The following is a 23,682-nucleotide window of genomic DNA, read 5'->3' as shown; positions in this document are numbered from 1 at the left end:
AAAAATGCAGCCTTAAACGGAATTTTGAATCCAAGTAAGGCTGCATTTTTTCATCACTACTCTAGTTTATTTGATTTGCGCCTCTGCTTGTGCTTGTGCATCCTCAAGGGCTTTATCAATGTCTTTGCCTTTCAAGTAGTTTTGTGCCTCTACCACAAGTAGGTCTTCAATGGCATACGTGTGCAAACCATAATTTATTTGCGGAATTTGTTCTGTCCATTTCGCAAAATCAGCCGTTACTTGCTGTCCGCCAAAGAAATCATCTGCTTCTTGATAAGCCTCCCCTTCAACAGCAGGAGAATAAGTTCCAATTGCACCTACTTCTTTATTAAGCGTTTGGTAGAAATCAACATCAGAGCCAAATGTTTTGGCAAGGAATTCAGCTGCCTTCTCTTTACCAGGAACGTTCAGAACATACCAGGAGCTTCCGCCAAGATTTGAAGAGTTCACAGAACCTGCCACATCAGGCAAGCGCGGTAAGGAAACTACACCCCATTTTCCTGACTGAGAGCTTTCTGCTTTAACAGATGGAGTTATCCAGTTGCCTGTTGGTACTGTAGCAATATCACCACTGTTAAAGCCTGCCAAAAATTGACTCCAGTCTGAAACAGGTGTGACAATATCTGCATCTAAAAGGGCTTTATATGTTTCGAAAGCCTTTTTCAATGCTTCGTTACCAGCTAAGTTAGGTGTTACGCCATCTTCCTTCGTATACCAAGAACCAGCAGATTGAATCATCATGCGAATTAAACCAAGATCATTAGGATCTTGTGTAATCATGTTTTTGCCTGTTACTTCCTTCACCTTTTTGCCAATTTCAATATATTTATTCCAGTCAACATCCTTAATATCATCAACCGTATAGCCTGCTTCTTCTAAGTAATCTGTTCTGACATACAAACCTGCAACCCCAGTATCAAATGGCAAACCATAATTTTTTCCTTCAACACTTGTAGGAGCAATTTTATACTGAGCAAAATCGTCTTGCTTAAAGCTGTCAGTCAATTCATAGAACATATCTGGATATGCTTGAAGAAAGCTTTGTGCACGATAATCTTCTATCAATACAATGTTTGGCAAACCTTTTGTTGTGCCAGAGCTTAAAGACGTATTAAGCTTTTGAATAATGTCATCTTGAGCATTTTCAATTACTTGAATATCAAGGTCGGAATTTTCGGATGCATATGCATCAACCGCCAAATTCATTGCTTTAATATTAAAGTTAGGATCCCATGCCCATACCGTAATTTTATTTGTATCCTTTTCGTCTCCAGATGCATCCTCTGTATTGCCTCCAGAAGAACAAGCTGCCAAAAGCAGGATGCTGGCTAAAATCAATGCAAGTAGCTTTTTCATCCATTTCCCCCCAAGAACCCTTCATTTTTTGTAAGCGTTATCACTTACACTTATTATGTTAGCATCCTGCTTGGGAAAACCGTTAGGAAGATATTTTTTTGTTTTTGTATTATTTTAAGAATATGAATTCGTTTTCATTTTTGTATTTGGATTTCTTTTAGATTTTATGATTTTTTTTGTATCGGCATGGTTATTCTTATCTTTGTTCCTTCTTTAAGCTCACTTGAAATTTCTACACCATACGGCTCCCCATAAATAAGCTTAATGCGTTCATGAACATTTGTTATCCCTATTCCAGAAAAAAGCTGCTGCTTCCGCTTTGTTTGCTGTTTTAAGCTGTATGTCTCTTCCATACCATCACCATTATCAACCACCTCACAGATTAAGCTGCCATCCTCCTGCCAAATCAGAATATGGATATAGCCTTCCTGCTTTTCAATAAATCCATGAAAAAAAGCATTTTCAACGAATGGCTGCAGTATCAGCTTTGGTACAAGAATATCAGCACAGCCTGGTGCTATAAAGTAATTAACCTTAATCCTATTACCGTATCGTTTTTCATTTATAAAAACGTAGTTACGCAAATTAGTCATTTCTTGTTCTACTGTTATCGTCTCACTGACATTTCCAATCGTGTTTTGTAATAATGAGATCAAGGAGTTAATCATTGCATCTGTTTCAGCGATATTGCCTTTACTTGCAATAAATTTTATTGATGCTAACGTATTGTAAAGAAAGTGAGGGTTGATTTGCTGCTGCAATGCAGCAAGCTCGGCATTTCGGCGCTGTTTCTGTGACAGAACAAGCTGATCGACATATTCATGTAATTCATCGAGCATCGAATTAAAGGCAATGCCGATTTTGCGTGTTTCATATGTGCCAGAAACGGATACATATTCATCAAAATCGTATTCTGATGCACTTTCAATTTGTCTAACAAGACTAGATAGAGAGTTTGTCAGCCGTCTTGAAGCAAGCAAAACTATAAATAGTGCAACAATCACAATCCCCATCGAAATAAGCAAAATCTTTTTCTTATCTATTAAATTCCCAAATGCAGTATCTTTATCGATAATATTAAACATATACATATCAAAGAAAGGTATATATTCCATCATAATGATTTGTTCTCTTCCTAGGAAATCGCCAATTACGTAATCATTATTTTCAGTGGTTCCAATCTGCTTTTCATAATCCTTCAGCTCACTTGAGTGTTGGCCGATTTGTTCTGTGAGGCTGCTTGAAACAATAACGCCAGCTTTATCGACTAAAAAGACATTATTACCTGGAGAAGTATAGGTTGAATAAAACTTGCGAAAATCACTTTCTCGTATAGATATATATGCTGCCCCGTACTGCTCACCAGCACGATTCACTAATGCCTTAGAAGCAACAAGATAACTGCCTGAATCATTGCTAGGACGCCAATCATAATGATATTGCAGCTTAAATGGAGTTTGGGCTGTTTGTTTTGCTAAACTGCTTTTATCCAGCTCTTCATCTGTAATTGGCCAAAAGGACCTGTCATTTGTTGCGTAGCTTAAACCGTTTTCCCCTGCTACAATTATCCCAACCTCATATGCAGCTAAATTAGGTTCAATACGCCGAATAAGCTCACTCAGTCCGTATATGGACTGAAACCGCTCGATATTAGATTCTTTTTTTTCTGTCAGCATGTCTCTGATAGCAATGCTTTGCTGCAAATTATTTGAAGCAATGACGACAGAATAGTGATATTTCTCATAACTATCCTTCACCTGGTCCATAACCTTCGCATTTGTTATGCTGAACTTTTCAAAAAAGAATTGTTCACTCATGCGGATTGTTGTCCATGTTATCGTTATAGAAACGATGATAATGATAATGACCGTAATTAGTGACATTGTGATGAATAGATTGCTGTGTTTAAATCGTTCTGGTATAAGATTCATCGTTTAGTCATCACTTCTCCACCCATTGTTTACGTCTAAATTGACTTGGTGATAGCCCTTTCATTTTTTTGAATACTTTACAGAAATAACTGTGATCGGAATAACCGACAATGCCACTAATCTCTGAAATTGGCTCCGTTCCAGCCGTAAGAAGCTTAGACGCCTCTTCGATCCTGATTCTGTTAAGATATTCGCTAAAGCCTTCCTTCATATGTGTGGAAAAATAACTGGACAAATAGGATGGATTAAAGTGAAAGTGATTTGCTACATTTGTTAGTGTCAGCTGTTCTTGAAAATGTTCATTTAGATAGGAAATAATTCTTTTTATATTTATACTGTCTGGTTGTTCAAGCAACACATCAATCGTTCTTTTCGCTTCTATCAAAAATCGCTGCAGTTGTAGCCCTACTTGATCAGCAGTTGCTGCTTCCTCGATTCCGCGCAAATACGTATATTTTTCCTGCTCCAGTTTTTTTACATCATATTCCATGTTTCCAAGTAAAATCGTAATATTAAAGATAATATTGCTGAAAAAAGACTTGTATTCATAGACATCAAGCATGAAATTACTAGAAATATTTGCAGCATACTCCTCTACATATGATAAAGCCGTATCAAAGCGTTTACCTTTAAACTCACTTATAAACCAATCTAGGTGAAATGCTTCTAATTCAGGGGTTTTCTCAGAAAAAACTTGTGTTGTTAAAACAGGAATCTCTGGAAAATAAAATCTAGTATTTATTAATTTCACTAATGTATCTTTATAATGCTTGCCGATTAATGTAAAGTCATCGAATGAATCTGTTAAAACAACACGTAACTCCATATGCTCGCTAGCCATTCCTTCAAAAAAAGCTTGTAATTGCTGCACATTATTGCCATTAATAATGGCAATGTCCTTTTCCATAAAGCATGTAAAGCCGCGTCCTTTCAAACCACTGATTATTTCTGTTTTGAAAGTATCCATGTGTACTTGCTCGCCCGTAGTTTGAATGGCAGCTAACCAGTAATTTTCGGCTGGAAATATGGCAGCTATTTTGTCGCAATGTTTTTCTATGTCATAGCCTGACAGCATCTTACGAATCGACTGTTCTATATAAGAATTTCCTTCGTTCTTTTCCGGCAGCTTTTGTCCTGCTATTTGCTGCTTCATTTTTCTTAAAGCCGTTAGTAAGCTGTCCGAATTAAGCTTTGGCTTTAGAATATAATCGAGCACACCATTTTGAAAAGTGGAGCGGACGTAATCAAAATCCCCAAAACTGCTTAAGACAATCACTCCAATCTGAGGATATTGTTCCTTCAATATTCTCGTCAGCTCTTCGCCATCCATAATTGGCATAACAATATCTGTAAGGATTATATCTGGTTTAACAACCTCGATCAGTTCAAGTGCTTCCTTCCCATGTGCAGCTTCCCCGACAATCTCAAAACCTTCCTGTTCCCAATTGATGTAATGCTTAATCCCCTGCCGTATTAATATTTCATCATCTACAATCAGCAATCGGCCCCGTTCTATTGCCATTGATATACCCCCTGCCAGTGAAAAGATGTGTTAAGTATGTATTGGCCTTGAAGCAGATACATGTAATTTCAGTTAAAAGGAATGAATGCTACAGCCTATGTATGGACTAAGTTGCAAAAAAACGCTTTCATGTTATTCTGTTTGGCAGCATAGCAAATTGGTTATCTGCCTCCTTCCCGCTTTTTATTAAGTATATCATGTGATTAGCGCTTTATTTTAAAAAAACGATTAATATCAGCACGGAATGTATGCGCTTTAATACTTATCAAACAAAAAAGCATGGTCAACTATTAAACCATGCTTTACAGACTTATATATAGGGAACATATGCAGCGCCTCAGATGCAGAAAAACTAATATTTTTTAAGTTCTATTAAGAGGAAACAACCTCCACCTTATCTGCAATGTTTTCATCATTAAAATGAATAATAAGCCACTCAGTATCCATTGAAATAAAACCACGTTCAGCACCGAGCAGGTAAACCATATTATCCTTTTCTTTAAAATTTGCTTCTGCTGTTTCTTGACCTAACAGGGAAATTATGTCTTTTTTCTGTTCGCCCTTTAAAGGATGCTCCTTTAATAAATTATCTATCATAAAGGTTCTTTCTGTCTCCTGCTCCAGCCATTTTTCAGTAGTGAAAATAGATTTATATTCATTAACTGTGAGCAGGTAAAGACAAATAATTGGAGCAATGCTATATAGAAGCACCGCTTTCATATATTTAAATGTAGTTGTCTTTTGGCGTTTTTTCCTAAGATAATTCATAATCAAAACAATAAGTATCGGCAAAACTATTATTGTTATATTTACAATATTATAGGTTGATTGAGACGCTTTAATGATAATAAAACAGCCTGTATAATATAGAGCATAAAACGAAATGCCTAAAAACCGTAAAATCGCCTTCCATTCCGAATCCATTTTCCACCTCAAATTGCATATTTTTCTATATTTTAAATTACCATAATAGCGGAAGATAAGATATACTTTATCTACTTTTCTATGAAAAACAGAGACAATCACTAGTGATTGTCTCTGTCCTCTTATAAATCATATTTTCGGATTAAATATGTCGGTGTACAGCTCCATGCGTGACAATAGCTGTTGATTAAATGGCTTCCGTACGGGGAGAAGTTCTTGTCATTAGGATCATATAGCTCCCAAGATTCACACTCTCTCCCTCCTCTTCTAAACAGGAATCTATTATTCTGCAAAGAAAAGCAGCATATCAATATGAGGAATATCATCCTCCAGGTACTCACTTGAGGTGGCTTTAAAGCCGAAGGAAGCATAAAATTTTTCTAAATGGCTTTGTGCTGAAATTTTTATGGCAGGCTCCTTTAATTCATCTCTTATAAACGCAATCGCCTTATTCAGCAAGTCATATGCTAGACCATGTCCTCTGTATTCTTTTTTTACAAGCACCCTGCCAATTGATGCTTCCTCATAAGAAATTCCGGCAGGCAAAACTCTGCAATATGCGGCAATTTCTCCATTCTTTTCAGCAAGAAGATGAAAGGACTCTATGTCTTTCCCATCCACCTCTAAATAAGGACAGTTTTGCTCGACAACAAATACAGCCGTTCTTTCTTGTAAAATAGTGTAGACCTCATTTGCAGTTAACTCATTAAATGCTTTTATTTTCCAATTCATCTTATTCTCCTAAGCGATGTATAAAGTATTTTTTACTATTATATATTAATTTCGCATGTTCATCTAATCAAGCTGAAACAAAAAAAGAGCCTTTATAAGACTCTTGAATGAACTATTATGTACTGATTATTTACTATTACTTTTTGGAGCTGTAATAGAATCATAGATAAGATATCCAATTACAATAACAACAAAAAACACATACAAGGAACTATGATGATCTGATTTGATGATTAAAAAGACTCCTAATACAGTGATAATCATTTTTAATAATAAATTTAACTTATTCAGTTTTCCTACCACCTTTTGAAAAAGAAGATTCAAGCTTCCAAAGCTTATCACCTGCAGCACTTAATAAAGCTTTCGCCCGCTTTTCTATTTTTTCAGGTAGTTTATCTTTTGCGAAGTATTGAAGGTCCAAGCTTTCTCCATCAGTCATTTCAAGCTGGCCGCTTACCCTTTTTCCGTGATACAAATGAATCACACTATATGTCTCATCACCATTTGGATAACGGTAGTAATAATCCGGCCCTGAAAAAGCAGCAATTAACGCAAACTCTTCTGACAATAGACCTGTTTCTTCCTTTAACTCTCTCAATGCAGTTTCTTCTAGTGTTTCAGTTAGCTCTAATGCTCCTCCCGGCAATCCCCAATCAAGTGTATCGGACCGATGCTGGAATAGAATTTCTCCCTGCTCATTCACAATAATGATGGTCGCACCGACCGTAATAATTGGGTGTTTACCAATTATTTTTCTTAAATCAGATACATAGCCCACACGATTACCTCCTTTTCTATAACTTCTTTCACAAAAACTAAATTACCTTCTTTTTCTAAAAACTCATAAACAAATCCATGTCAGGCTTTCCCGCCAAAGTGACTGAGCCACAAATTATGAACAGTAAAAAGTGTGATTACTGTAAAAACAACAATATTTTACAAAAAAAAGACTATTTACTCAGAATAGTCTTCTCATGCAAATAGCCTTTCTTTATTATCAATAAAACGTCACAATTTTTTCGAGAGGTAAACGACTAGAATTAAATGCAGGCGCTTTTGCTTTTCCAAGAGCAATAAGTGCGATTGGGAATTGATTCTCTGGTAATTCAAATCGCTTTGCAAAATCCACTTTATCAAATCCGCCCATAACTAACGTGTCATATCCACGATCTTTTGCTAATAAAAGAATTTGCATAGAGATTAATCCAGCATCATAGCTAGCAAATTGAGATAACACTTGCTGTGGAAGCTTAGAATAGGAATTATATGTATTAGTAGCATATGTCTCAGCAATAGCTTGTTCCATATAGCCTAGATCAACGTTTTGTGCATAAATTTCCTGAGCATTTTTATATGCTTCTGCATCTCCAATTACTGCGATAATAGCCGAGGATGCATCAATTGCAGCTTGGTTGTTTCCAAATGGTACTAATTCCTTTTTCTTCTCTTGATCTTGGATAACAATAAATCTCCAAGCTTGTAAATTACTTGAGGAAGGTGCACTAGAAGCAATTTCTAAAATTTCTTCCAGTTCTTTCTTTTCTATTTTAAATTCAGGGTCATAGGCCCTAACTGATTTGCGGCTTCTTATAACTTGTTCTAATTGTGACATTTTTATTTCACTCCTCATAATGTATATTTACAAATTGTATATAATAACTAACTTACCATTAGTAAGTTTATTTTGTCAAAGAAGTAGACTTTGTCCTAACACTTAATTGTAAGCATAATAAAATGATATTTTTGAAGAAGGAATTGTAGTTTGAATAGGATTCATGCAGGAAATAGAACGGGAGTATGCAGACTATTTTTTCTAAACGAAACTGGAAATGAATAGGATGAGTCTGGCTCCCTAGCGGACTCATCCTACTCATTTCTTAACTACAGGTATTTCACCTTATATAAATAGGATTAGTAAAAGCGACCAGCTCTGGGGTGCCATTATCAATGGAAGCATATAATTCTGATCGAATCCATTTTACATCTGTTTCCTTTATTTCAGCTTGAAGTTGTAACAGCCCAGGGCTGCCATGTAGTATTTCTCCAGTATTTGTTACTATAACCAAGACAGCATTATTACTATCAATGCGGCTATTATATTCCCATCCCTCTGATGAAACTTGTACAATTAACGGTTGATTTTCCACTCTATCAAGTACATCACCAACACTATAAGTCATGTCCTCGTGCTTTACGATAAGTTCAAGTGGTTTTCCATATGAAATACTGATTCGCCCTCCACGGATAGACTGTAAAAAAGCAGTTCTGAACGTATCTTTTGCTGCACTGCCTTGAGACATTTGTACATACGTAATTGCAGGTAAAGGATTTATTTCTTCATTATGATGCCAATCCCTTCCTGCAGTTGCTGTTATTCTATAGCCTTTATTCAACAAGTCTGTCCAATATAAAAAGGCCCGCTGATTATAGGCTTTCGACCCTGGTCTTGTGGAATTCCAAACTTCTATAAAATCAACGACATTAATGGATTCGACAGGGAATTCCCAGTGACAGCCTGTCCCGATTGGGTTACCGATCCGAAACGGGTGGGCTATTCCAACCAAGGCACCATGATGCCGAATGCTTTTAATACCTTTTTCAATATCTAATGGTCCAATTACTCGCCAATCCGTGTAGGCTGGCGAATCATATCCTATCGTTAGTAGGTGTCCGTAAAATGTCGTCCATTCCAAACCATACAGAATATTCAGACCTGTTTGATCTTCTGCTTGTTCGATTCCCTCAAAAGGGCTGATAGTATTATGATCTGTCATAACGACTGCTTTAAGGCCCATTTCCTTAGCAGCTTCTACCATTTCCAACAGTGACTGTTTCCCATCACTATGAAATGTATGTGTATGCAATTCAGATGGTACCCACCTCACAGGACCTTCTAGAGGGGGATATGCTGGAATACTTGAGTCATTATCTATTATTTGTTTATTTAACGGCCTATCTTGCCACGGTATCACCGTTTCGGATCCCAAATGGTGCCTTTTATATATACGAAGCTTATATGTACAGCTCTCTGTTACCAATGCATGAATGCTTACCGTAACAGACCATAGCCCGGCAGGATTTCTTTTATTAAGGAATCCTGCAGTTGAATTAAACTCACTAAGCATATGATGTTGGATAGGTGAATGATAATGACGCGCCCCTCTAAAGCCATCAGCATCATCAATGGATATTGTGAGCAGGTTTCTAATTAATTCATTTTGTGAAAGCTTTGCTTCATAATAGGTAGCAGCTTCTTCACTTAATCGGTTATTTTCATTTATATCTGTTTGATGTGGTGGGTCAAAAGAAAAATCCACATAAATTTCGTCCGTATCTTCCGGCACAAAAAAGCTGTGTTGGATATGTGATTGTGTACTTTTATTCGTTAATGTTGAATTGATTTCAAATAATATATGATCCTCTTTTTCTCTCATCTTGTTGTTTTACACCATCCTTACATCTCTTTTCGCCAAATAGTCATTTCCGATTCTATCCAGTTTAAATTTTCGTCAAAGGCTTTTTCTATATATTTTCTCATGTCGTTATTTTCATCGTAAGCGAAAACCTGCAAATTTCTCACGTTGACTTGAGGCAGCTTTTCATTAATAAGAGCAATCTTTATTTCGACTATATCTTCCATTGATTTCCCATCTGGCAGACAAATAGCTGTTCCAAAGTGATTGTAGGGACCAGTATATGCTGCCGAGAATTCGCCTAGCTTTTTATTATGTAAAGAACTTGAGTACCACTCGTTATCACCTTTAATCCGGCAAAGAAAATCTACGCTTGGGCTGCCAAGCTCCATGCCCCATACTGAGGATTGAATATAAATATACTGATTCACATTTTCGATTTTATTATAAGGCAAAGGAGAATTCTTCAACTGTCTCTCCGCTTCCCATTTCATGACATGATTGATATAAGGAAAACGCACCATGACTGTTTCTCGAGCCTCGTTTTCTATTTTCCATTCGTAGCTTGGAATAAAGGAGAAATGGTAGGAACTTGTAATTTCATCCGTAAAGTTCCCATTGCAGGTAGCTGTTTGAAGAATTATTTGGTTATCATCTACTTGATATGATTTCACCTGATGCTCTGCCCCTTGATATTCAACATATTCCACTTCATTCTGTTCATTCAAAAAAATACTTGCCATATATTCAATATCTAATAAACGCCCCCACTTTGACATTAACAGAACCGCAGGTGTCCCCTCATCTTCATGACTAAAAACCATATGATATTCAATTACCGCGCCTTTTTCCCATTTATCAAAAAAATAAATCATTTCTAAAGGAGTGTCCGTAAACAAATTATCAAATTGGCTGTACACTGCACGTCCATAAAGCTTAGGAGCATATTGAACTGCAAGTGCTTCCCGATCAGATAAAGCTAATTTTTCTAGCGTACAGCCTTCAAGCTGAGCAAATGCTTCACTGTTTCGAGGTGTTTCACAAAGCCATTCCATTTCGTATGTTCCAGGCTCCATTAAGCCAAGCAGACGCTTATATGTGAAGGTATTGCTTCCATAAAATAATATAATATCTTGATGATGCACTTGATTCACAGACAATCTCAGCATTAATGATTCATTATTTTCCTCCTGCCAAGAGGTAGATGCCAATGCCCTAAGATTAACAGCATAATAGCCTTTTTCCTCAATAATAAAGCTAGATTGATACCGCTCTAAATGCTTTAATTTTGCAGGGTTTAATACCGTCATCCTAACCATCTCCCTAATTTAAAATTAGAACATATCCTTCTTTGTCTTTTTCATATTATTTTGAATATATACATAGCCTACAATAGAGCATAGTACAAACATAAAAACAGCAAGTGCGCTTGATTGGCCGATCTCATTGTATACGGAAAAATGCTGCTGCATGGATACACCTAGCATTTGCGGCGCATTCCGATCGATAAGAAAGGGTGCTGTGAAGCTGCCAATTAAGCCCATAAACAGAAACGTTAATGCAACAAGCATTGTCTTATAGGAAAGAGGAAGTATGAAATGAATAAACAGCCTGAGCTTTGATGCCCCCGTATCTTTTGCACTTTCAATGACAGACCGAGGAATAGCTTGTAAAGCCGATAATAACAGCATGGTTGTAAAGGGAATATTAAACCACACATTAATCATTAATAAGCCTTTCATGTCATAAATAATGGAGGGCATATTGTTTTCACCAATGATTCTTGCAACCCAGCCATTATCTCGATAAAAATTTAAAAATCCATATATGGCGATGACGCCCGGAATAAACAATGGGATAAAATACAGCTTGTTGATTATTTTAGAAAAAATACTGTTACTAAAGTTAAGATAAATAGCTAATATATAGCTTAATCCTAAAGTTAATAAACAAGAAATAAATGTAATTACTAAAGTATGTTGAATGCTTTGCAAGATTAATGGCTCTGTAAAAATATATTGATAGTTCTCAAGTGAAAAGGCATCCTCTTCATTTTGAAAGCTCTCCATTATGGCAAGTGCGACTGGATAGATGACCAAAACAAGCAACGTTAGGAAAGAGGGCATAACAAGCCCTATTCCTAACACTGCTAATTTTGTTTTTTTCTGAATGACAAAACTCTCTTTTAAGGCCACTTCCCTACTCATTGACTCGCTACCTCTTTTTGCCAAACTTTCATTAATTCACTTGCTAGATCGCCGCCGTTAAAAGTACGGTAACCGCCACTGACTGCTTCAAATTTCTTTTGATCCTCTGCTGGCAATAGGTCCCACTTAATACCTGGATAGCCGTACATTGTATCTATAACCAGCTTCTGCACATCTTGAGTAAGAACATAATCCAGGAACGTTTCAGAGGCTTCCTTACGTTCATCATTACCATTATCCACAGCCATTAAATAAGCTGGTCCACCAGTAAAAGCTGGATCGATTTGTGTTAATTTAGTAGTATCTGGCAATAATTTTGAATTTATTTGTTCTAAAGCCATATCAGACCAAGCTGGAATCATATCAACCTCACCATTAGCAAGCAGGTCAACCGTTCCTTGATTCTTTTTAGGATATACTCCTGCTTTATAAAGGTTTGGTGCCATGTCCTTTAGTATTTGAATTCCTTTGTCCCAACTTTTCATAATACTTTCATCCTGAACATTCATAGCATTTTCATCAAGTTCGTTATAAACAGTTGATAGAACAAATGAGCTTCCTGCTCCACCTGTATTTGGATCATTGTAAGCAAAGCGGCCTGGATTATTTTCTATCCAAGCATTCAATTCTGCTGCCGTTGTCGGCACATCCTTTACTTTGTCTGAATTGTATGCAAGAACAACTGATGATGCACGATAAGGAACTGCTAGATTTTGTGTACCCTCTAGATTTTCTGCTTGAACATTATCTAGATTTTTAATAGATTCTGTTGAAAGTTCATAAAACAGTCCACCTTCCTCTTCGCTGCGGATAATATCAGCAAGTGCTCCTTCATAAATATCAATCTCAGAATCTTTATTTGCTTTTTTAGCTGCAACAATTCGATCAATTGTAGCCTGTCCACCTGTCCCAGACGGAACAAATACGAAATTCACATCAATATCCTTATGTTCTTCTTCAAATTTAGGAATAACTGTTTCCCAGAAAGTCTCAACATTTTGAGAGCCTGAACTGTATAGAGATATTTTAGTTACATCTTCTCCTCCGCTTGCCGCACTGTTTGTCTCGCTAGAATTACATGCAACTAATGAAAAGGTACTGACAGCTAATATTGTTCCTGTTAGCATTCTTTTTAATGATTTAGACTTTTTCATATACTTCAATCTCCTCTTTAGTTAGATTTTGTATTTTTGAATAACCATTAGTATGTATGTCCTGTTCATCTGTAAAGGTTTGAATTGTTGCGAACGTTATGCGGATGTTTTGGTGCATTTTAAATTGACTTATTTCACTGCGATCAATAAACATTTTTAGAATCCCAAACTCTGTTTTCAAGCTGACCTCTGCGTAATGACCTAACATCATCACTTTTTCAATCATTGCCTCAAGGCCATTTTCCACCTCACTTGCAAGCACAACATCCTCTGGTCTAACAGCAACAGTCACCGATTTGTTATATCGATTCATATTAGGAAAGTTAAGTGAACCGATATGAATTTTATTTCCTTCTGCATAACCTGTTAGGAAGTTCATCTTTCCAATAAATTGAGCAACAAACAGGGATGCAGGATAATTATAAATATTTTGCGGAGAATCAATTTGCTCCACTTCTCCTTTGTTCATTACAACAATTCGATCAGAGATGGCTAATGCTTCTTCTTGATCATGTGTCACAAATAGCATGGTAAGCTGCTGTTTTGCTTGAATCTCTCGCAGTTCTTCCCGTAATTCGTGTCTTAATTTTGCATCAAGAGCAGAAAACGGTTCATCCAACAACAGCACTTTCGGTTCAAGTAGCAATGCACGTGCCAAGGCAACCCTTTGTTGTTGACCTCCAGATAATTCACTTGGAAACTTCTTTTCATAGCCTTGAAGCTGTACTAGATTTAATGCCCATTTCACTTTATCGATAATATGAGCTTTCTTCATTTTCTTAAGCTTTAAGCTAAATGCCAGATTATTAAATACAGTCATATGCGGCCATAAATTATAGCTTTGGAAAACCATTGCACTTGGCCTCTTTTCAGGCGGAAGGTGGTTCACCTCATGCCCATCGATTATGATGGAACCATCATTAGGCTCGATAAATCCGCCAACACTGCGAAGGACAGTAGATTTCCCACAGCCTGAAGGCCCAAGCAACGTAACCATTTCTCCATTTTGAATATCTAAGGAAAAGCTTTTTACACCTTCTCCTGTAGGATAAATTTTACTTAAATTAGTTATTGATAAGCTAATTGACACGCTTGATTACCTTCCTTCCTTTGGTTGCAACCATTATTTAAGACGCATTCCGTTTGCAAATGAATCTGCCCCAACAAATTTTCTAGCGGCAAATAGCAAAATGATCGTTGGAAGTGTCAATATTACTGAAAACACTGCACCTGCTGTACTTGGATAGTCCGCTATGATGGAATACATGATAACTGGCATCGTTTTATAGTCTGGTATTCCTACTAATAAGGTTCCTTGTGCTTCATCTAAGGAAGATAGGAAGGTAAAAACAGACGCCACGATAATTCCCGGCTTAGCCATCGGTAAAGTGATATACCAGAATACCTTTAACGGAGATGCCCCAGCATCGCGAGCAGATTCCTCTTGTGAACGATGCACATTCTCAAATGCAGCAGAAGGAATCCAGGTCATGAGCATAAGCGTATTAATTAGGTGTATTAATATAATCCCAATGAATGTATTCATAAGGTTGTATTGATAAAATAAAACGGCGATTGCAACATATAATCCCATTTTCGGAAAAGCATTAGTCAGCAAGAAGGAGAAAAGAAAAAACCTCCTTAATGGAAAACTGATGCGGGCAAACGCGTATGCTGCAGGAATACAAATAATAAGGGAAATCATGGTAACTATTGCTGCAATAAGAAAAGATAACCACACTGATCTTACGATTGACTCATCTGCTAAGACGAAGCTCCACCATTCCAATGACCAAGACTTTGGCAAAGCATCAGGATATTGCCACTCACCAGAAAACGCTAGTAACAGTAAATTCAATAAGGGGCCAAAAAAGAATAGCAGGAAAATCGCAAGTAGAATGAATTCAACTACTTTCCCCTTACCAAGTGTTTTAAAATACCACAATATCTCTTCTCCTCTCCTGTTAAGATAAAGATTTTTAAAAATAAGAAGTCTATACCTCTTAGCTTTAATTTAACAAACGATTATTAATAATCTTTCATCTATTTGTTGTTTTCTTGTAAATATTCATAACTTTCCTTTATCTTTCGTTAGGTTGTCTAGACTTCTTTTAAAAAACAAAAAACCAATCTATTAAAATGATAGATTGGTTATCCAACTCTTTGAGCCTATTAAATTTATCTTGTTCTATTTACAGTGAATGTAAAAACGTCATTCCTAAAATAATCTAATGAATAGAGAACTGGGCGATTTTGATGATCGTAATGAAGTTGCTTTAATAATAAAACAGTCGTTTCTGGATGAATAAGCAGCTTATGACAATTACGATCTGTATGAAGGGGAACAACAATTTCTGTTGTAGCTCTAGCGATATCTATATTGCATTCTTTTTTTAAGTAATCGAATAGAGAGCCGATTGAGCCTTGATTAATCATTTTTTTCTTAACAAGAGATTCCGCAATGACATTCTGAGAAAACACAACAGGTTCATCATTCGCCGTTCGGATTCTTTCATGAATGATTACCTCTTCTTCCTCCTTGAGTTGTAGAAGATTTCTCCATTCCTCTGTAGGGTTATCCAGCTTTATTTTTTCCCGTTTTTCCCCGTCCTCTAAGCCGGCATACTTTATCATGGAGGTAACACTCATTAGCTGCTCTAAGCTATTCGGTGTCTTAGGCAATGGGTTAACAACAAATGTCCCTACCCCATGCTTAACATAAAGCTTTCCATTTTCTTCAAGAAGGCGGATAGCGGAACGTACGGTTTCTCGGCTGACTTTAAATTCTGCTGCTAGCACTATTTCAGAAGGCAGCCTGTCACCTGACTTTAGTTTGCCTGAATGCATGTCTGCCTCAATTTTTTCTTTTATTAACATGTAAAGAGGTTTCACTATAATCCTCCCTCTAGTTTTAGGTTAGATACTTTAATATTTTATGTAAGGTACGTCTCTAATACAGGTTTATTATATGTGTTAATCGTTAACGTAGGCAATAATATAGTAGACCTGTGAATCAGAATTTAAAAAGTATACATAATAATTACAATCTTAATATATTGTGCTTCTCTAAAATACGCGATTGCTTTTCATTTACATCTATTCTTTAATCGAAATGAACATCGGCAACGTCAACCAAGTATAAGCGTCTTTATCCCTGCTTTAATAAAAGGAAAAACTTTGGAATTTACCAGTGCTAATTACTTTACAGATTTCAGGCAATGATGTATCCTCTTATGGTAGCAGTTAAACAATCATACATGTCTCTGTAGCTCAGTAGGATAGAGCGACAGCCTCCTAAGCTGTGTGTCGTGGGTTCGATTCCCTCCAGGGACGTCATAAAAAAAGCTGGCTTATTAAGCCAGCTTTTTCCTATGCTCTTCCATTTAATACGGAAGGACTTTTATATTGGAATTGGTGTGTACCGCTTCCTATTTCCACTCGATTTTCCCCATGCAATATAACTGTTGCTGTCGTATTTGGCGGTATCTTTACTTCCAGCTTTATGAAGTCGTTGTTTCTTTCCCAAGCAGATGACAGGATTCCATATCCTGTTCTCAAAACCGCTTTAGCACTACTCAACCCAACATTCACATTTGGCTCGATAATACTATGTTTATAGCCTGGTAAGATATGCTTGATGCCTCCGGGCTCGCGGTAAAGCCAATCGCCAATACACCCGAAGGCATAATGGTTAAAGGACATATGCCCGACTGTTCCGTCTTTTTGAATAGCTGACCACGATTCCCAAATGGTCGTTGCACCCCTTTCTACTTCGTAAAGCCAAGAAGGACAATCCGTCTGGTAGAGGATACGATAAGCGATATCTTCATATCCTTCCGCAATTAGCACATCCATTAAATACGGAACAGATAAAAAGCCTGTATCTAATTTATGGTCATTGTCTTTAATTAATTGTGCTAATTGCGCTGCAACCAGCGGACGTTTTTCACTTGAAACCATGTTCATTTGCAGTGCCAAAATATAAATCCCTTGAAAGTGAGCGCTAATTCTGCCATTTGATTCTATATATTCCTCCTCAAAGGCTTTGCGTATACGTTTGTTCAAAGTGTAGTAAGTCTGGCTAATTTCCTTGTCTCCATGAAGTTCTGCTATTTTAGCGAAAAGCAAGGCAGAATTTGCATAAAAACAAGTTGCCACAAGCTCTTTTGTAAGTATTGCACTGTCCATCGGTCCTGTATTTTCATTCGCACTTTCGACTATGCTTGGAATAAGCCAGTCGCCAAAATGAAAGCCTGTATTCCATAAATACTTTTGTCTTTCTAAAACAATCGGGTCCGTTTCTGTCATCGAAACTGGTATCTCTGTTTCTGCCTTGTCTTGAACATATTCCAGCCATTTTGCCATTGCTTCATAGTTCTGTTCCAGCACACGTACATCGCCATAGCGCTCATACAGCACCCATGGAACGATAATAATCGCATCCCCCCAGCCTGCGCTGGAAAGCTGCCCCATGCTTGAGCATTCCTTTACATAGTATTTTCCAGTCGGCACGAAGTTGGCAATCTGACCATCTGGAAACTGTTCTTTTCTGACATCCCCTAGCCAGCGTTCCAAAAATGTATATACGTCCATGTTAAAAGCAGCTGTTGGTGCAAAAACCTGTAAATCACCTGTCCAGCCAGCTCTTTCTCTTTGCGGACAATCTGTCGGAATGGACAGCATATTTGTTTTCTGGCTCCACTGAATATTTTGCTGCAGCCTGTTCAAGCGTTGATCCGAACATTCGAAATGGCCAGTTGTCTCCATATCACTGTAAAGAACAATTGCTCGCACAGCGTCTTTTTTTATAGGTGCCTTAAGACCTGTGATTCTTACATAGCGGAAGCCATGAAAAACAAATCTCGGCTCATATACTTCCGAACCGTTCCCTTTTGCAATAAATATATCTGTCTGATCCTTATTTCGGCCGATAATGTTCATAAAGAACTTTCCGTCTTTATCCAGCACCTCACTATGCTGAAGTGTGATTATGTCCCCATTCCTCGCTTCGATTGCAATCCGAATGCGTCCGGCAATGATTTGCCCGAAATCAATAATTTGGGCACCATCCGTTTCACGATGAACGGATAGTGGAACAATTTCCTCCATTGCGCGCACATTTGGTCCAAACTGTGCAACTAGATTATCGAAGGAATAATCTACCTGTTTTACATTCTTCCAATTTTGATCATTAAAGTCAAAACAGCTCCAATCTTGCTGTTCTAAGCGGGCATCGTATTTTTCTCCAATAAATAAATCAGCATACTCCCATGGACCTGTACTTGAAACAAACTGCTCATCTGAAACAATGCGTTCTGTCGTTCCGTCCTGATATTCTACCTCCAGCTGCAGCAGCAAACCAAGTTTGTTCCCGAATTGGCAGCTGTGCCCTGTCAGCTGAATGCGGCCAATATACCAGCCGTCTGCAATAACTGCTCCGATTGCATTATTTCCAGCAGTAAGCAAATCTGTCACATCATATGTTTGGTATTGAAGACGGACATTATAGGCCGTAAAGTCTGGTGCGAATTCATTATTCCCGACACGACTGCCGTTCAGCTCCAACTGGTAAACACCATGGCTTGTTACATACAGCCTTGCCTTTTTTATGTCACCTGTTATCGTGAATTTTCTTCTCAAAAGCTGTGGTGGACGAAGGTCCTTTGCTTTTTCTTCCAAGCTTTTATCCTTGAAACCCCCTGAAAACATTTCCTGCACTGTAATAAAAGGCTCCTCGACTGCTTCCTTCTGTTCCGGTTCAATCCAACAAGCCTGCCAGTCGTCTTTACGAAGCAGTCCCATTTCCCATGATGCTTTACTCCAATCAGAAATCTGTCCTTTATTATCCCAAATCCTCACTTTCCAGAAATAACATTTCCTTGCTTTAAGACTTGGTCCTTTATATGGAATCCACACAGATTGATCACTGTCTGTTTTTCCTGTATTCCAAACCTCCTCCCCATCCTCATCTGCCACGATAAGATGATAGGCAGATTGCAGCACATTATTCTCCTCTGAATTAATCATCCAGCTAAAACGAGGTGATGGGATATCAATGCCGAGAGGATTAGTTTGATTTTCCACCTTTAAATTTTTTACAAATATGCTTTTATCCATTGATAACACCCTTTTCCACTGATTCTTTTTTGTTTTTGTCCTTTGTACGATAGAAAAACATAAATATCGTAAACAATAAGGCACATACTGCTGGAATAATCGCAGATGTAACGAGGATTCCTTCTAAGCTTCGAGCTGTTGGTGTCATGCCTGATTTGTAACCAAATGCAGCTAAAACAAATCCGGCAAGACCGCCTGCAATCGACGAGCCTACCTTTTGGATAAAGTTATATAATGCGTAATACACGCCTTCAATGTGTAATCCATTCTTTTTTAGCTGGTAGGCTATCGCATCTGGGAGTGAACCCCATGCAGCAAATAAAGCAACCGAAGTTAACGCGGACGCAGCAATATTCAAAATTAATACAAGCGGAATTATATGGACTGGTGCGGCATAGATGGACAAAAAGTTAAGGAGCGTTAACAGGCCTGCTGCAATATAAAACTTTTTCATGCCGATGCGGCGGACAATTGCCGGCAGGAGGAAGGTGATTACCAACCCGGCAAGACCGCCCGCTGCTGAGACGACACTGAAAAGATTTGCATTGCCAACATTGTAAATAAAATAGTAAATACCCGCAGCACCTCGGATTCCAAGGCTTATTTGCATCATTAAAAAGGATGCAGAAAGAATAATAAACGGTTTATTTGTGAGCACTGTTTTCCAGGCATGTTTAAAGGGAATATTTTCATTTAGCTCACTCGTTGTTACTTGCTCTTTAGTACCTTTAAAACACAGGAATAGTAGCAGGATTGCCATTACACCAGTAACAGCTCCCATAAAGAAATAGCCTGATCTTTCAGAAGGAAACATACCAACAACAGGAACTGTTATACTGCCAGCAAGTGCTGCAGCGAGTCCGGAAAAAAGCATCAGATACTTCGTTAATTGAGCCCTTTCTTCAGGATTATCTGTCATTACTGTGTTAAGGGCTGCATGCGGAATACTGACAACACTGTAAAGAATGCTGATAAGGAAATAAAGACTGAAGGCGTAAAAAACCTTTCCTCCTTCCCCTATCTCTGGTGCGAAAAATAAAAACGCCGCTGTAACCCCATATGGAACTGCTCCAAAAAGCAAATAGGGCCGCAGTTTCCCCCATTTTGAATTTGTTTTGTCAACCATAAAACCGAATGGCAAATCGAATGCTGCATCAATAAACCGGACAATTAACAGAATGGATCCTGCTGTTGCAGCAGAGATACCTAATACATCTGTATAAAAGTACAATAAATACATCGAAACAAAAATATAAACAAAGTCTTTACCAAATGCACCTGCGCCAAAAGCCAGCTTCTCCCTGAGTAAAATGCTAGAATATGCTTTGCTCGCCATTTTCCCCACTCCTTTTCCTCTTATCATTGAACCGTCCACAAAAAAAGACTGACTATTTCATAAAACGCTTGCTTAATAGTTGTAAGCGGTGTCATAATCATTTTATATAATTAACTGTTATATTTTTATGTCAAATGAACGGCTATTCTATAACAATTAGTAACCTATTAGAGATAAGGGTATGGTGAGGCTATGTTGGTGAAGGACTTGAAAAAAAAGCTGCTTGCTGAAAATGAAATTGAAGCAATCGCTTTATCATCAGGTGTATATAACCTGAAGGAAATATTATCGACTATTAATCGGATTTCACCAGTAACAGGCCTGGATTCTGTCCTGTCAGCAGACTTGTTGATGAAAAAACACGAGAAAATAACCTTCATGAAGCATCCCCGTTATGTAGACATAGAAGTACATAAACATGATTATTTAGAAATCAGCTATGCGTATTTTGGCAGCTTTACACAGTGGATAGATGGAGAGACAGTTGAAATGCAGGAGGGTGACTTAACAATATTAGATACAGACGTGATGCATACAATAAAAAAGGCAGACAAGGACACAATCATTATCAACATCCTCTTACGTAAAACTTACTTTAATCACGATATTCTCGCCCGCTTAACAGAAAATGATTTAATATCCAAATTTGTTATTGACACCATATACAAGCCGAAAATGAAGGGCCGTTACCTTTACTTCCCGTCTTCTGGAAATAAAAAAATCCGCCAATATATTAATGAAGGGCTATATGAGTTTTATAAGCCCAATATAGCCAGCCAGGAAGTTATAAGCTGTAATATTGTTCTCCTATTTACAGAGCTGATGAGAATATCAAAGAAACAAAGTCAGGTGGTAGCTAAGGATGAAAGCTGGAATCTAGTAATCTTAGAAATCCTTCAATATATTGAAGAGCATTATTTAACAACAAGCTTAAAAGAGGTTGCCTCCATATTTCATTTTCACCCAAATTATTTGAGCAGGCTGCTGAAGGAGAATATTGGAAAAACCTTTAGTGAAATGGTTCAAGAGCTTCGACTTCGTCAAGCAAAGCTTCTACTAGAAAATACACAAATGAAAATAAACAGAATTGCAGATGAAACTGGCTATACCAACTTTAATCATTTTTATAAAAAATTTAAGGAATATTATAAATGTACTCCCGCAGATTACCGTAAAGGACTGCTTGAGCAAAAAGACAAGAAGAAATGAGTTTCTATGAAGCTATTAAGATTATCTTCGAAAATCCATAACAGTTCTTTGACAATACTCTATCTATTTCCTATAGTAAAGTAGGACTATCCTCACATTTGAAGGAAAGGAAACTTACAATGGATACTAAATTGAATTCTCGTGACAAAATATTGCAAACAGCTTCTCGTCTTTTTCAGCTGCAAGGCTATCATGCAACAGGTATGAATCAAATCATAAGTGAAAGCGGATTGCCGAAAGGGTCTATCTATCATCATTTTCCGCAAGGCAAAGAGCTTCTCGCCATTGAGGCTGTCCATTTTACAAGCAGCTTTATTGAAAGAAAGCTGCTTGCAATAATGGAGGAAATATCAGAACCGGTTGAAGCAATTCAAGCGTTTATAAAGGATACATCAAGCCAGTTTGATTCCCCTGAAAGCATTGAAGGAATTCCTGTCGGCCTGCTTGCAAGCGAAACAGCACTTATTAGTGAACCATTACGCCTTGCTTGTATAGATGCATTTTCAAAATGGGAGAAAATCATTGCTGATAAATTAATCCAACATGGGGAGAAAGAAGAGCATGCATTAAAAATGGGGATGCTGATTAATTCTATGATTGGCGGAGGGATTATGCAGTCCATAACTCGTAAGGATAAAGCCCCACTTATCGCTGTTATGGAAACAATTCCACAAATTTTAAAAACTAAGGGGTAGTATTTTTTATCCCTTTGTATTATTATTCTAGACAGACTGGTCTAGTTATTTTGTAAAGGAGCGAAAAAAATGAAAAAATTAAATGACTACTTACCAACCGAAAAAACACCCTATTTACTGCGAAGTGGAAATGGAGAGCACCTGCTGTTCGGCAGACAAGTCGCAACAATTATGGCTAATGCTGCAAGTACAGATAATATTTTCGGAATGGTGCTGATTACAGGCGGAAAAGACGATTCATTTCCTTCCCATCTTCATGAAAAAACACATGAAGGAATTTTAGTTCTTAGTGGAAAATTGGAAGTTTCTTTTGGCGGTGAGAGCTATTTGCTTACAGAAGGAGACTATGCCCATATTCCTGCTGGTACGGTACATAGCTACAAAATGCTTGCCCACAGAACGAGATTTATCTCTTATACTTCAAATGGTGACGTGACAAACCTTTATCGCATCATCGGTAGTCCCTATTCACATGCTGAATATCCTCCACATGTTAATAAAGACATTTCTGCTGTCTTGCTGGCAGAAGCCGAGGCAAAAACAGACTTCGAATTAAGCAGGCAAAAACCAACGGCTAAATGGACATTGCCAAATAAAACAAGGCTTCCTGATACACTTAGCCCCTATGTTATCCTTTCCGGTGAAGGTGACCGTTTATTGACAGGTGACCAGCTTCACCGTATTATCGCATCACAAAAAAATACAGATGGCCAATTTATCATCGTTGCTTCAGATGGACCTAAAGGGGACAGAATTGTAGAGCATTATCATGAACAGCATACAGAGACCTTTTTCTGTCTCGAGGGTAAAATGACGATGTGGGCAATGGGAGAAGAAATCGAGATGCACCCTGGAGATTTTCTGCATGTTCCTGCAGGTATCGTTCATTCCTATCGCCTTGACTCCCACTATACGAAGATGGTCGGTCTGCTTGCCTCCGGATTATTTGAACCTTTCTTCCGCATTTTAGGTGATCCTTATGAGCATTGTATGTTCCCAAGTCAACCAATGCCCTTACGTTTTGACAGGATTATAGAAAACTTGGAAATGTTAGATTTGAAGGTCGTGAGCAAAAACTAGCAACCT

At 37.7% G+C, this 23,682-nt stretch carries 19 protein-coding genes and 1 tRNA gene; 4 read left to right on the top strand and 16 right to left on the bottom strand.

The features are described 5' to 3' along the window. Nucleotides 1-66: 66 nt before the first annotated feature. The 14 genes from NQZ71_RS10330 to NQZ71_RS10265 form a co-directional block, all read right to left on the bottom strand. Nucleotides 67-1,356 carry an ABC transporter substrate-binding protein gene (locus NQZ71_RS10330; protein ID WP_144453177.1) on the bottom strand — a complete coding sequence of 430 codons (1,290 nt, stop codon included), beginning with the start codon at nucleotides 1,354-1,356 and terminating at the stop codon, nucleotides 67-69. Between the two features lie 164 nt (nucleotides 1,357-1,520). Continuing rightward, nucleotides 1,521-3,287, bottom strand: a complete 1,767-nt coding sequence (locus NQZ71_RS10325; RefSeq protein ID WP_275007909.1) for a cache domain-containing sensor histidine kinase — start codon at nucleotides 3,285-3,287, stop codon at nucleotides 1,521-1,523. 10 nt (nucleotides 3,288-3,297) lie between these two features. Further along, complete coding sequence (locus NQZ71_RS10320; protein WP_275007911.1) at nucleotides 3,298-4,809, bottom strand: response regulator transcription factor; 1,512 nt, start codon at nucleotides 4,807-4,809, stop codon at nucleotides 3,298-3,300. A 372-nt stretch (nucleotides 4,810-5,181) separates the two neighbouring features. Next, nucleotides 5,182-5,733, bottom strand: coding sequence for a hypothetical protein (locus tag NQZ71_RS10315; protein WP_275007913.1), 552 nt, complete (start codon nucleotides 5,731-5,733; stop codon nucleotides 5,182-5,184). 282 nt (nucleotides 5,734-6,015) lie between these two features. Beyond that, nucleotides 6,016-6,465: a GNAT family N-acetyltransferase gene (locus NQZ71_RS10310; RefSeq protein ID WP_317010550.1), complete on the bottom strand. Its 450-nt coding sequence runs from the start codon at nucleotides 6,463-6,465 to the stop codon at nucleotides 6,016-6,018. Nucleotides 6,466-6,748: 283 nt separating this feature from the next. Continuing rightward, the gene (locus NQZ71_RS10305; protein WP_317010548.1) at nucleotides 6,749-7,243 is read right to left on the bottom strand and encodes an NUDIX hydrolase; all 495 of its coding nucleotides are present in this window, start codon (nucleotides 7,241-7,243) and stop codon (nucleotides 6,749-6,751) included. A 219-nt stretch (nucleotides 7,244-7,462) separates the two neighbouring features. Beyond that, complete coding sequence (locus NQZ71_RS10300) at nucleotides 7,463-8,077, bottom strand: nitroreductase family protein (protein ID WP_317010547.1); 615 nt, start codon at nucleotides 8,075-8,077, stop codon at nucleotides 7,463-7,465. Nucleotides 8,078-8,357: 280 nt separating this feature from the next. Continuing rightward, entirely contained in the window at nucleotides 8,358-9,899 is a 1,542-nt protein-coding gene (locus NQZ71_RS10295; protein WP_317010546.1) for a CehA/McbA family metallohydrolase, read from the bottom strand. Between the two features lie 20 nt (nucleotides 9,900-9,919). Beyond that, complete coding sequence (locus NQZ71_RS10290) at nucleotides 9,920-11,188, bottom strand: hypothetical protein (protein ID WP_275007919.1); 1,269 nt, start codon at nucleotides 11,186-11,188, stop codon at nucleotides 9,920-9,922. A gap of 24 nt (nucleotides 11,189-11,212) precedes the next feature. Further along, on the bottom strand, nucleotides 11,213-12,085 hold the full coding sequence (locus tag NQZ71_RS10285; RefSeq protein WP_260054536.1) for an ABC transporter permease: 873 nt from the start codon (nucleotides 12,083-12,085) through the stop codon (nucleotides 11,213-11,215). Next, the gene (locus NQZ71_RS10280; protein ID WP_317010545.1) at nucleotides 12,082-13,239 is read right to left on the bottom strand and encodes an extracellular solute-binding protein; all 1,158 of its coding nucleotides are present in this window, start codon (nucleotides 13,237-13,239) and stop codon (nucleotides 12,082-12,084) included. Before NQZ71_RS10280 ends, NQZ71_RS10285 begins: the two co-directional genes overlap by 4 nt. Then, nucleotides 13,226-14,329 carry an ABC transporter ATP-binding protein gene (locus tag NQZ71_RS10275; protein WP_317010544.1) on the bottom strand — a complete coding sequence of 368 codons (1,104 nt, stop codon included), beginning with the start codon at nucleotides 14,327-14,329 and terminating at the stop codon, nucleotides 13,226-13,228. Before NQZ71_RS10275 ends, NQZ71_RS10280 begins: the two co-directional genes overlap by 14 nt. Nucleotides 14,330-14,362: 33 nt before the next feature. Next, complete coding sequence (locus tag NQZ71_RS10270; protein WP_317011743.1) at nucleotides 14,363-15,187, bottom strand: ABC transporter permease; 825 nt, start codon at nucleotides 15,185-15,187, stop codon at nucleotides 14,363-14,365. A gap of 230 nt (nucleotides 15,188-15,417) precedes the next feature. Then, complete coding sequence (locus NQZ71_RS10265) at nucleotides 15,418-16,131, bottom strand: GntR family transcriptional regulator (RefSeq protein ID WP_317010543.1); 714 nt, start codon at nucleotides 16,129-16,131, stop codon at nucleotides 15,418-15,420. Between the two features lie 367 nt (nucleotides 16,132-16,498). Here NQZ71_RS10265 and NQZ71_RS10260 point away from each other — a divergent pair. Further along, a tRNA-Arg gene (locus tag NQZ71_RS10260) sits at nucleotides 16,499-16,572 on the top strand. A gap of 36 nt (nucleotides 16,573-16,608) precedes the next feature. Here NQZ71_RS10260 and NQZ71_RS10255 read toward each other — a convergent pair. Together NQZ71_RS10255 and NQZ71_RS10250 are read right to left on the bottom strand one after the other, a co-directional pair. Then, entirely contained in the window at nucleotides 16,609-19,356 is a 2,748-nt protein-coding gene (locus NQZ71_RS10255; RefSeq protein WP_317010542.1) for an alpha-L-rhamnosidase, read from the bottom strand. After that, nucleotides 19,349-20,692 carry an MFS transporter gene (locus NQZ71_RS10250; protein WP_260054533.1) on the bottom strand — a complete coding sequence of 448 codons (1,344 nt, stop codon included), beginning with the start codon at nucleotides 20,690-20,692 and terminating at the stop codon, nucleotides 19,349-19,351. The genes NQZ71_RS10255 and NQZ71_RS10250 overlap by 8 nt, the downstream gene beginning before the upstream one ends. 198 nt (nucleotides 20,693-20,890) lie before the next feature. On the opposite strand from NQZ71_RS10250, the gene NQZ71_RS10245 reads away from it, so the two are divergent. From NQZ71_RS10245 to NQZ71_RS10235, 3 genes are all read left to right on the top strand, one after another. Next, entirely contained in the window at nucleotides 20,891-21,901 is a 1,011-nt protein-coding gene (locus tag NQZ71_RS10245) for an AraC family transcriptional regulator (RefSeq protein ID WP_260054532.1), read from the top strand. A 119-nt stretch (nucleotides 21,902-22,020) separates the two neighbouring features. After that, nucleotides 22,021-22,596, top strand: coding sequence for a TetR/AcrR family transcriptional regulator (locus tag NQZ71_RS10240; RefSeq protein ID WP_144453145.1), 576 nt, complete (start codon nucleotides 22,021-22,023; stop codon nucleotides 22,594-22,596). A 69-nt stretch (nucleotides 22,597-22,665) separates the two neighbouring features. Then, the gene (locus NQZ71_RS10235) at nucleotides 22,666-23,676 is read left to right on the top strand and encodes a quercetin 2,3-dioxygenase (RefSeq protein ID WP_317010541.1); all 1,011 of its coding nucleotides are present in this window, start codon (nucleotides 22,666-22,668) and stop codon (nucleotides 23,674-23,676) included. Nucleotides 23,677-23,682 lie beyond the last annotated feature (6 nt).

The sequence above is a fragment of the Niallia taxi genome, from assembly GCF_032818155.1.
Lineage (GTDB): Bacteria > Bacillota > Bacilli > Bacillales > Cytobacillaceae > Niallia > Niallia taxi_A.
The sequence above is the reverse complement of the archived record's forward strand: the minus strand, read 5'-3'. Positions and strand labels throughout refer to the sequence as shown.

Coding starts and splice junctions, on each gene's coding strand:
- NQZ71_RS10300 (WP_317010547.1), bottom strand. CDS start 8,077: ATGTCACAATTAGAACAAGTTATAAGAAGCCGCAAATCAGTTAGGGCC.
- NQZ71_RS10240 (WP_144453145.1), top strand. CDS start 22,021: ATGGATACTAAATTGAATTCTCGTGACAAAATATTGCAAACAGCTTCT.
- NQZ71_RS10290 (WP_275007919.1), bottom strand. CDS start 11,188: ATGACGGTATTAAACCCTGCAAAATTAAAGCATTTAGAGCGGTATCAA.
- NQZ71_RS10320 (WP_275007911.1), bottom strand. CDS start 4,809: ATGGCAATAGAACGGGGCCGATTGCTGATTGTAGATGATGAAATATTA.
- NQZ71_RS10255 (WP_317010542.1), bottom strand. CDS start 19,356: ATGGATAAAAGCATATTTGTAAAAAATTTAAAGGTGGAAAATCAAACT.
- NQZ71_RS10330 (WP_144453177.1), bottom strand. CDS start 1,356: ATGAAAAAGCTACTTGCATTGATTTTAGCCAGCATCCTGCTTTTGGCA.
- NQZ71_RS10235 (WP_317010541.1), top strand. CDS start 22,666: ATGAAAAAATTAAATGACTACTTACCAACCGAAAAAACACCCTATTTA.
- NQZ71_RS10295 (WP_317010546.1), bottom strand. CDS start 9,899: ATGAGAGAAAAAGAGGATCATATATTATTTGAAATCAATTCAACATTA.
- NQZ71_RS10285 (WP_260054536.1), bottom strand. CDS start 12,085: ATGAGTAGGGAAGTGGCCTTAAAAGAGAGTTTTGTCATTCAGAAAAAA.
- NQZ71_RS10315 (WP_275007913.1), bottom strand. CDS start 5,733: ATGGATTCGGAATGGAAGGCGATTTTACGGTTTTTAGGCATTTCGTTT.
- NQZ71_RS10280 (WP_317010545.1), bottom strand. CDS start 13,239: ATGAAAAAGTCTAAATCATTAAAAAGAATGCTAACAGGAACAATATTA.
- NQZ71_RS10310 (WP_317010550.1), bottom strand. CDS start 6,465: ATGAATTGGAAAATAAAAGCATTTAATGAGTTAACTGCAAATGAGGTC.
- NQZ71_RS10325 (WP_275007909.1), bottom strand. CDS start 3,287: ATGAATCTTATACCAGAACGATTTAAACACAGCAATCTATTCATCACA.
- NQZ71_RS10250 (WP_260054533.1), bottom strand. CDS start 20,692: ATGGCGAGCAAAGCATATTCTAGCATTTTACTCAGGGAGAAGCTGGCT.